Origin of the sequence: Curtobacterium sp. GD1, assembly GCF_020882855.1 — a bacterium.
Taxonomy (GTDB): domain Bacteria; phylum Actinomycetota; class Actinomycetes; order Actinomycetales; family Microbacteriaceae; genus Curtobacterium.
The window spans coordinates 26,430-35,883 of record NZ_JAFEVQ010000034.1 but is presented as its reverse complement, the minus strand read 5'-3'; the positions used below and the strand labels follow the sequence as shown (position 1 = coordinate 35,883).

Annotated in this window: 8 protein-coding genes; 3 read left to right on the top strand and 5 right to left on the bottom strand. The window is 71.1% G+C overall.

Annotated features, from left to right (window positions below):
- Positions 1 to 71: 71 nt before the first annotated feature.
- The gene (locus JSX79_RS15840; protein WP_070418646.1) at positions 72 to 467 is read right to left on the bottom strand and encodes a DUF3040 domain-containing protein; all 396 of its coding nucleotides are present in this window, start codon (positions 465 to 467) and stop codon (positions 72 to 74) included.
- Between the two features lie 83 nt (positions 468 to 550).
- Between JSX79_RS15840 and JSX79_RS15835 the strand changes: the two genes are divergently transcribed.
- Positions 551 to 1,669 (top strand): polyprenyl synthetase family protein, encoded by a 1,119-nt coding sequence (locus JSX79_RS15835; protein WP_229087089.1) that lies wholly within the window; start codon positions 551 to 553, stop codon positions 1,667 to 1,669.
- A gap of 72 nt (positions 1,670 to 1,741) precedes the next feature.
- Here the strand turns inward: JSX79_RS15835 and JSX79_RS15830 are convergent, their stop codons facing one another.
- Positions 1,742 to 2,107, bottom strand: coding sequence for an Rv2175c family DNA-binding protein (locus tag JSX79_RS15830; RefSeq protein WP_229087087.1), 366 nt, complete (start codon positions 2,105 to 2,107; stop codon positions 1,742 to 1,744).
- Between the two features lie 163 nt (positions 2,108 to 2,270).
- Between JSX79_RS15830 and JSX79_RS15825 the strand changes: the two genes are divergently transcribed.
- Positions 2,271 to 3,503 carry a LysM peptidoglycan-binding domain-containing protein gene (locus JSX79_RS15825; RefSeq protein ID WP_229087085.1) on the top strand — a complete coding sequence of 411 codons (1,233 nt, stop codon included), beginning with the start codon at positions 2,271 to 2,273 and terminating at the stop codon, positions 3,501 to 3,503.
- Positions 3,504 to 3,672: 169 nt separating this feature from the next.
- Positions 3,673 to 5,697: a Stk1 family PASTA domain-containing Ser/Thr kinase gene (pknB, locus tag JSX79_RS15820; protein WP_229087083.1), complete on the top strand. Its 2,025-nt coding sequence runs from the start codon at positions 3,673 to 3,675 to the stop codon at positions 5,695 to 5,697.
- A 494-nt stretch (positions 5,698 to 6,191) separates the two neighbouring features.
- Here the strand turns inward: pknB and JSX79_RS15815 are convergent, their stop codons facing one another.
- From JSX79_RS15815 to JSX79_RS15805, 3 genes are all read right to left on the bottom strand, one after another.
- Positions 6,192 to 7,535: a class II 3-deoxy-7-phosphoheptulonate synthase gene (locus JSX79_RS15815; protein WP_229087093.1), complete on the bottom strand. Its 1,344-nt coding sequence runs from the start codon at positions 7,533 to 7,535 to the stop codon at positions 6,192 to 6,194.
- Between the two features lie 97 nt (positions 7,536 to 7,632).
- Positions 7,633 to 8,373, bottom strand: coding sequence for a 1-acyl-sn-glycerol-3-phosphate acyltransferase (locus JSX79_RS15810; protein ID WP_229087081.1), 741 nt, complete (start codon positions 8,371 to 8,373; stop codon positions 7,633 to 7,635).
- Positions 8,374 to 8,405: 32 nt separating this feature from the next.
- Positions 8,406 to 9,359, bottom strand: a complete 954-nt coding sequence (locus JSX79_RS15805; protein ID WP_070418641.1) for an ROK family glucokinase — start codon at positions 9,357 to 9,359, stop codon at positions 8,406 to 8,408.
- Positions 9,360 to 9,454: the final 95 nt, after the last annotated feature.

The window sequence follows — 9,454 nt, the reverse complement described above, 5'->3', positions numbered from 1 at the left end:
CCGCCCACCCCGGACGCACGAAACGGGGCCGGCCCCGAAGGACCGACCCCGTGGAGGAGTGTGGAGGGCCGCTAGCCCTGGTTGTCGTTCCGCTTGTCCCAGCGGTCGTTCATCCGGTCCATGAAGGACCCGCCGCCGCCCTGACTCGGCCGCGAGGCTCCGCCCGTCGACGGCTTGCCGGCCCGAGGCGCCTTCGCCTTGGGGGCTCGCATGCCGGGACGCAGCGCGAAGAGGACTCCGGCCAGCATCACGACGAAGCCGAGGATCCCGATGAGCGGCTGGCGCATGACCAACCCGACGATGACGATGGCGACGCCGGCGAGTGCTCCGAGCACCCCGAGCGTGATCGACGTGTACGTCGGACGACCCTGGCGACGCGTGACACGCGCGACGAAGTCGGAGTCATTCTGGTAGAGGCTGCGCTCCATCTCTTCGAGGAGGCGCTGCTCTTGCTCCGAGAGTGGCATCTTTGTTCCCTCTGTTCCTGGGATCGACGCGTGGTTGAGGTGGACCGAGTCTACGACTCGACCGCTCCACTAGGGTAGGGAGTGTGGCTGAGAGTACGCGATTAGTGGACCTCGTGTCGGCGCGGATCGATCGGGCGCTGGACGACCAACGGGAACGGCTCGCCGCGATCAGTCCGGACCTGGCTCCGTTCGACCAGTACGCGCGGGATCTGCTCTCCGGGGGCAAGCGGTTCCGGGCGCTGTTCTGCTACTGGGGCTGGCAGTCCGTCGCGGGGCGGTCGGGCTCGTTCGACCCGCTCGGCGAGGGGTCCCGGCAGACCACGGCCGAGGCGATCGTCACGGTCGCGGCCGCGCTCGAGATCTTCCACGCGGCGGCGCTCGTCCACGACGACATCATGGACCGCTCGGACACCCGTCGCGGGCGTCCCGCAGCGCACCGCCGGTTCGAGTCCCTGCACGAGGAGTCGGGCTGGGTCGGCGACCGGGCGCTCTACGGCACGAACTCGGCCCTGCTGCTCGGCGACCTCCTGCTCTCCCTGAGCGACTCGGTCTTCGACGAGGGGCTCGCCCTGCTCGACCCCGCGCGGGGTCGCATCGTCCGCCAGGAGTTCCACACCATGCGCCTCGACGTCACGGCGGGGCAGTACCTCGACGTGCACGAGGAGACCGCCTGGCCGACCATCGACGAGGACGAGCACCTCGTCCGTGCCCAGCGCGTCATCGTCTTCAAGTCCGCGAAGTACTCGATCGAGGCCCCGCTCGTGATCGGTGCCCTCGTGGCCGGGGCAACGGACGCGCAGCTCGAGGGGCTCCGGGCATTCGGCCTGCCCCTCGGCGTCGCCTACCAGCTCCGCGACGACATGCTCGGCGTCTTCGGCGACCCCGAGGTCACCGGCAAGCCCGCCGGCGACGACCTGCGCGAGGGCAAGCGCACCGTCCTCATCGCCTCGGCCCGCAAGGCGTTGCCGAGTGGTCCGCGCCAGTTGCTCGACGAGCTCCTGGGCGACCCGGACCTCGACGAGGCCCAGGTGCAGATGCTCCGCGCGACGCTCACCGAGTCCGGTGCGGTCGCCGCCGTCGAGCGCTCCATCGAGCGGCACGTGCAGCGCGCGAAGGCCGCCATCGAGGCGGCACCGCTGACGCCGTCGGCGCGCGAGCAGCTCGTCGCGCTGGCCGACACGGTCAGCCGCCGCTCCGCGTAGACGCCCCCACCTGCATGCCAGGAGGCACAGTGCGGGCTGGCACCGCGCCTCCTGGACCCGACGTGGGAACCGCTAGAGCAGCGACTGGGCGATGCGACGCACCTCGGCCTTGCGGCCGGCGCGCAGCGCGGCGATCGGCGAGGTGCCCATCGCGTCGTCGACGGAGAGCATCCAGCGGACGGCCTCGTCGTCGGTGAAGCCGTTGTCGGACAGGACGATGAGCGTCCCGCGGAGTTCCGGCAGGGGCTCGGTGTCGTCGAGGAACTCGCTCGGCACACGCAGGACACCGTCGATGCGCGCGGCCAGCAGCGTCTTCTGCTCGAAGAGCCGGTGGACGCGTCCGGGGCTCACCCCGAGCAGGTCCACCAGGTCGGGGACGGTCAGCCATCGCTCGGAAAGGGTCGTGTCGTCGATGGGTGCAGCACTCACAGGCCCCATGTTGCCAGAGTGCGAGGGAGCGCCACACCGACTCGTTCGTCACATTCGTCACACACGCAACATCCGACTCTCTGGTTGACTTGGGAATCACGCCATGCCAGCGTGGGAACACCTGTGAGTGCGCACGCACGTGCACCGGCTCACCGCTCGAACAGGAGACACCGTGGACAACGCTGCAGACGAAGACGCCCGGCGCGCACGATCCGCCCGGTTCGCGACCATGCCCATCGTCCTCGCGGGGACGATCGCGGTGACCGCCGGACTCACCGGCCCGGTTGCCCACGCCGAACCGCGCCACGACGACGACAACCGCAACAAGCGGCACGTCGACGAGGACCGCACGGTGACCGATCGACCGGTCTTCGAGACCGCGGTCGCCCGTCCGTCGCAGACCACCGTGACCACGGTCGCCGCCGTCTCGACGAAGGCGCCCACCACGGCTGTGCCCACGAACTACACCGTCCGTCAGGGCGACACCGTGTCGGGCATCGCAGCCCGCTACGGCCTGTCCGCGCAGGAGGTCCTCGTGCGCAACGGCCTCGGCTGGAACACGATCATCCACCCCGGGCAGACGCTGCACCTCTCCTCGACGCCGGCGGTCAGCACGGCGTCGGCGACGACCTCGGCCACGGGCAGCTACCACGTCAAGCAGGGCGACACGGTGTCCGGCATCGCCTCGCGCGTCGGTGTGTCGACCACGGCGCTCCTCAGTGCGAACAAGCTCTCCCAGCGCTCGGTGATCTACCCCGGGCAGACGCTGCGGGTGCCGACCGCGGGTGCGACGGCAGCGCCGGTGGCGGCGGTCACGTCCGCTCCGGCCTCCACCTCCGGCAGTGCGTCGTCGGCCCGGGCCGGCAGCGTGAGGATCGGGACGGGTGACACCATCGCCTCGATCGCGGCCTCGCACGGCGTGACGGTCTCGGCGCTCCTCTCGGCGAACGGGCTGACCTACACGAGCACGATCTACGCCGGCAAGACGCTCGTCCTGCCGTCGTCGGGCCCCTCGCTCTCCGCCGAGCAGCGGGGCAACGCGGCGACGATCGTGGCGGTCGGCCGCTCCCTCGGGGTGTCCGACCACGGGATCGTCATCGCCCTCGCCGCGGCGATGCAGGAGTCGAGCCTGCGCAACCTCTCCCACGGGGACCGCGACTCGGTCGGGCTGTTCCAGCAGCGGCCGAGCCAGGGCTGGGGGTCGGCTGCGGCCCTGCAGGACCCGGCGACGGCGGCGAAGCGGTTCTTCACGGGCAACCCCGGGCACACCCGCGGGCTGCTCGACATCGCCGGGTGGTCGTCGATGAACGTCACGACGGCGGCGCAGGCCGTGCAGGTGTCGGCGTACCCGAAGGCGTACGCGCAGTGGGAGAAGACCGCGCAGAGCCTGCTGGCGTCGCTCTGAGCCTGGCCGCCGGGCCGTCGCGCGCGCTCGCACGCCTGGCCGCCGGGCCGTCGCGCGCGCTCGCACGCCTGGCCGCTCGGCGGAACCGAGTCATCCGCAAGATCGAGATTCGGTCACGACCGGAGCGTCAGTGCGGGTCCGTGCAGTCCCGATTCGTAGAATGCCGCCGATGACCACCAACGCCGCCACGGATCCGATGATCGGTCGCATGATCGATCACCGGTACCGCGTACGCTCCCGCATCGCGCGCGGGGGCATGGCGACCGTGTACCTGGCGACCGACGTGCGGCTCGAGCGGCGCGTCGCGATCAAGATCATGCACGGCCACCTGGCGGACGACCAGGCCTTCCGGGAGCGCTTCATCCAAGAGGCCCGGTCCGCCGCCAGGCTCTCCCACCCGAACCTCGTCGGCGTGTACGACCAGGGCGCCGAGGACGACACGGCGTACATCGTCATGGAGTACATCCCGGGCATCACGCTCCGCGACCTCCTGCAGGAACACCACGCGCTGACGCCGGAGCAGGCGACCGACATCCTCCGGGCCGTCCTCGCCGGGCTCGCCTCGGCCCACCGCGCCGGCATCGTCCACCGCGACCTCAAGCCCGAGAACGTCCTGCTCGCCGACGACGGCCGCATCAAGCTCGGCGACTTCGGTCTCGCCCGTGCGACCACGGCGAACACCGCGACCGGGGCGGCCCTGCTCGGGACGATCGCGTACCTCTCCCCCGAGCTCGTGACGCGCGGCGCCGCCGACTCCCGCAGCGACATCTACGCGCTCGGCATCATGCTCTACGAGATGCTCACCGGCGAGCAGCCCTACAAGGGCGAGCAGCCGATGCAGATCGCCTACCAGCACGCCAACGACTCGGTCCCCGCGCCGAGCGCCGCCGTCGCCGGGGTCCCGCCGGAGCTCGACGACCTCGTCGCATGGTCCACCGCCCGCAACCCGGACGACCGGCCGCGCGACGCCCGCGAGATGCTCGACCACATGTCGGGCGACCAGCAGCGTGCCACCGGTCAGTACCGCACCGCCGTGCTGCGGCCCGAGAACGCGACCGCGATCATCCCCGCCGGGTCCGCGACGCCGACCTCGGCGGACTCGGGCGACGCCACCACCATCCTCGAACCGGTCCAGCGCTCGTCGGCCCAGCAGCCCGGTGGCCGCGGTGGCCGGAACGCTCCGGGTCCGCGCCGGACCGGGTCGCAGCCAGGAGCCCTCTCCCCCGCCGGACAGCGACTCGCCGACAAGTCGACCAAGCGTCGCAAGCGCGGGTGGATCATCCTCGTCGTCGTCCTCGTGCTCATGGCGATCGGCGGCTCGATCGGCTGGGCCCTCGGCCCCGGGCCGTGGGGCAACGTCCGCATCCCCGAGGTCACCGGCAAGTCCGTCTCGCAGGCACGACAGCTCCTCGAGGCGCAGGGCCTCCACACGGCGTCGTCGACCGCGACCCGGTTCGATGCCGTCGTCGCGAAGGGCCAGGTCTCCACGACCAAGCCGGCCGCCGAGCGCGAGGTCCGCAAGGGCACCTCGGTGCAGATCGTCGTGTCGAACGGGCCGAAGATGATCGCTCTGCCGGCCATCGTCGGGCAGCCGCTCTCCACCGTCACCGCGGCGCTCGACGACGACTTCCAGCTGCAGGACGACCAGTACCAGTTCTCCGCCGACGCCCCGAAGGACACCGTCATCGCCGCGACGGGTCTCGGCACCGACGGCCAGACGATCGACCTCTCGACGGTCGAGACCTACGGCGAACGCGGCCCGGTGACGCTCACGGTCTCCCTCGGCGCGGTCCCGGACGTGGTCGGCAAGTCCGTGAGCGACGCCACGGCGACGCTCGACACGGTGGGGCTCACGCTCGGCTCGCAGGACGGCCAGTTCAGCGACGACGTTCCCGAGGGGCAGATCATGTCCGCGAAGGCCCAGGACGACCCCGTCGTGCGCGGCTCCGCGATCGACGTCGTCGTGTCCAAGGGTCCGGCGCCCATCACGCTGCCGGACGTGCACGGGAAGACGATCAACGACGCCACCTCGACGCTCGACGCGCTCGGGCTCAAGGTCGCGGTACCGGACTGCACGAACATCCTGTGCGGCTTCTACGACTGGAAGGCCTCGCTCCCCGTCGAGTCCACGGACCCGGCGGCGGGCACGACGGTGCACCGCGGCGACACGATCACGCTCGCCTACAAGCAGTAGGCGCACCGCGCGGCGGCGAGTCTCGACCCCGCGGACAGTTCCGCGTCCTCCTGCGGCCCGAACTGCCCGCCGGGCCGAGTCTCGGCCCCGGCTGCAAGCGCGTGACGGACGGGAGGCGCGGTGCGGGCTGGCACCGCGCCTCCCGTCCCACGGTCGTGGCGACCACGGCGCGAAAGCGACAGACGCGCGCGACGCGATGCGGCCCGTGCCGCCGAGGCGACAGGGTCCCGCGGAGACCCCGCAGGACCCTGTCGCTTTCGCACACAGCGACCGCCGACGGCGCGGCCGAGACTGGGCCCGCACGACGGGGCCGCAAGCGCGTGACGGACGGGAGGCACGGTGCGGGCTGGCACCGCGCCTCCCGTCCCACGGTCGTGGCGACCACGGCGCGAAAGCGACGGACGTGCGCATCGCGATGCGGCCCGTGCCGCCGAGGCGACAGGGTCCCGCGGCGACTCCGCAGGACCCTGTCGCTTTCGCGGATCGCGACCGCGCTACGCGCGCACCTGCGGGTGGGCGCCGAGCTCCTCGGCGACCAGGAACGCCAGCTCGAGCGACTGCATGTGGTTCAGCCGCGGGTCGCACAGGGACTCGTAGCGGGTCGCGAGGGTGGCCTCGTCGATCTGCTCCGAGCCGCCCAGGCACTCCGTGACGTCGTCACCGGTGAGCTCGACGTGCATGCCGCCCGGGTACGTGCCAACCTCGCGGTGGGCCTCGAAGAAGCCGAGGACCTCGTCCACGACGTCGTCGAACCGACGGGTCTTGTACCCGGTCGGCGTCGTCAGGCCGTTGCCGTGCATCGGGTCCGTCACCCACAGCGGGTTGGCGTCCATGCCCTTGATCGCCTCGAGCAGCTTCGGCAGCTCGTCGCGGATCTTGCCGGCGCCCATGCGGGTGATGAACGTCAGGCGCCCCGGCTCGCGGTTCGGGTCGAGCTTGTCGACCAGGGCCTTCATGTCGTCGACCGAGGTCGTCGGTCCGAGCTTGACGCCGATCGGGTTCCGCACGCGGGACAGGAAGTCCACGTGGGCGCCGTCGAGGTCGCGGGTGCGCTCACCGATCCAGATGAAGTGTCCGGAGGTGTCGTAGGCGAGCCCGGACCGCGAGTCGATCCGGGTCATCGGGCGCTCGTAGTCCATGAGCAGCCCCTCGTGCGAGGCGTAGAACTCGACGTGCTTCAGCTCGTCGAAGTCCGCACCGCAGGCGTCCATGAAGCGGATCGCGCGGTCGATCTCCTTCGCGAGGTGCTCGTACCGGGCGTTCGCCGGGTTCGACGCGAAGCCCTTGTTCCACGAGTGCACCTGGCGCAGGTCGGCGAACCCGCCCTGCGTGAAGGCACGGACGAGGTTCAGGGTCGACGCAGCGGTGTGGTAGCCCTGCACGAGGCGCCGGGGGTCGGCCTGGCGGCTCTCCGGCGTGAAGTCGTAGCCGTTCACGATGTCGCCGCGGTAGGCGGGCAGCGTGACGTCGCCGCGGGTCTCGAAGTCGCTCGAGCGCGGCTTGGCGAACTGCCCGGCCATGCGGCCCATCTTGATGACGGGCATCGACGCACCGTAGGTGAGCACGACGGCCATCTGGAGGATGGTCTTCACACGGTCGCGGATCGAGTCCGCCGTGGCGCCGGCGAACGTCTCGGCGCAGTCGCCGCCCTGCAGCAGGAACGCCTTGCCCTGGGCCGCCGACGCGAGCCGTTCACGCAGCTTGTCGACCTCGCCCGCGAAGACGAGCGGGGGCAGCGTGGCGATCTCGGCCGAGGCGGCCTCGGCCGCGCTGGCGTCCGGCCACGTGGGCTGCTGCTTGATCGGGAGCGTCCGCCAATAGTCGAGGCCCTCGATCACGTCCGGATCCTGCAGGGCGACGAAGTCGGTCGACTCGAACAAGGGTGGTACCTCTCGAAGGGATGGCCGTCCGGGCGGATGCCGGAACCATCGAATCCTAACGTGCCGAGGTGCCCCGCCCATTCCGCGTGACCTTGCCGCGGAGGACCTGCTCGCGCGCCGTGCTCGCACGCTCCTTGACACTCGTCGCGTAGACGTCGACGTACTCCTGGCGGCTCAGCCCGGCGAGCTCGTGCATGACCTCGTCGGTGACGCTGCGGAGGATGAAGCGGTCGGTCTCGAAGCCCTCGAAGCGGGAGAAGTCGAGGGGCTTGCCGAAGACGACGCCCACGCGCTTGAACTTCGGGAAGCGCTGCCCGATCTGCTGCACCTCGCGCGTGCCGACCATGGCGACCGGGATGACGGTGACGCGCCCCTCGAGGATCATGCGGGCGATGCCGGTGCGGCCCCGGTAGAGCTTGCCGTCCGGGCTGCGGGTGCCCTCGGGGTAGATGCCGAGCTGCTCACCCCGGGCGAGGACCTGCAGGCCGGTCCGGAGCGACGCCTCGGACGCCTTGCCGCCGGAGCGGTCGATGGGGAGCTGGCCGATGGCGTTGAAGAACGTCTTCGTCGCCCAGCCCTTGAGCCCGCGACCGGTGAAGTAGTCGCTCTTCGCCAGGAACGACAGCCGGCGGTCGAGCACGGCCGGCAGGATCACCGAGTCGATGAACGAGATGTGGTTGGACGCGAAGATCACCGGGCCCTTCGCGGGGACGTGCTCACGACCGACGACCCACGGCCGGAAGAGCGTGAGGATGAGCGGCCCGAGCAGGAAGTTCTTCAGCAGCCAGTAGGTCATCGTCGACTCCGAGACGGTGGGGTGGTGCGACCCTACGCCGTGCGGGCGTGGATCCGAGCGAGGTCGGCCGCGCCGACGACACCGGCGTCGTTGACGAGCTCGGCGATCACGAAGTCCGGCTCCGGGTGGTAGCCCCGGGCCGGCAGGTTGTTGAGGTAGGCCTGCTTGATCGGGTCGAGCAGCCGGTCCCCCGCGCTCGCGACGCCGCCGCCGAAGACGAAGAGCTGCGGGTCGAGCACGGCGGACAGCGAGGCGCAGGCCTCGCCGAGGTGCCGACCGAGCCGCCGCAGGGCCGCGAGGGCACCCGGGTCGTCGGCCAGGATCAGGTCGCCGACGATGTGCCCGTCGAGCTCGCCGCCGTTGGCCGCACGCGCGTCGGCGAGGGCGGAGCCGATGCCACCGGCGTCCGCGACGTCGTTCGCCATGCGCTGCAGGGCACGACCGGAGCCGTACTGCTCGATGCAACCACGGGCACCGCAGCCGCACGGGAGGCCGTTCGGCACGATCCGGAGGTGGCCGATCTCGCCACCGGTGCCGAAGCCCCCGCGGAACAGCCGGTCCTCGGTGACGATCGCACCGCCGACGCCGGTCCCGATCGTCAGCATGGTCATGTCGGACACGAGCCGACCGGCACCGAAGCGGAACTCCGCCCAGCCCGCCGCGTTGGCGTCGTTGTCGACGGTGATGTGCAGGTCACCGATGCGCTGCTGCAGCTTCTGGCGCAGCGGCTCGTTCCGCCACCGGATGTTCGGCGTGTAGTAGACGATCGACTGCGAGGCGTCGATGAAGCCCGGCGCGGCGACGCCCACCGCGCTGACCTCGTTCGCGGCGCGCAGTCGCGAGACCATCGCGACCACGTCGTCGAGCATGGCGTCCGGGTCCGCAGCGTTGGTGGCCACCCGGTCCTCGGCGACGATCTCGCCCAGTTCCGTGACGACCGCTCCCGCGATCTTGGTGCCCCCGATGTCGATTCCGATGGCGTGCACGAGGAACGAGCCTACCGGTTCCCTGCGTCCACACGGAACGCTCGACACCGCGCCCTATGCTGGCGGTGTCGCCTCGACGATGAGGCGCACTCGAA

Excerpts from the sequence above, each read along its gene's own strand:
- JSX79_RS15840 (WP_070418646.1), bottom strand. The coding sequence starts at position 467 with ATGCCACTCTCGGAGCAAGAGCAGCGCCTCCTCGAAGAGATGGAGCGC.
- JSX79_RS15830 (WP_229087087.1), bottom strand. The coding sequence starts at position 2,107 with ATGGGGCCTGTGAGTGCTGCACCCATCGACGACACGACCCTTTCCGAG.
- pknB (WP_229087083.1), top strand. The coding sequence starts at position 3,673 with ATGACCACCAACGCCGCCACGGATCCGATGATCGGTCGCATGATCGAT.
- JSX79_RS15810 (WP_229087081.1), bottom strand. The coding sequence starts at position 8,373 with ATGACCTACTGGCTGCTGAAGAACTTCCTGCTCGGGCCGCTCATCCTC.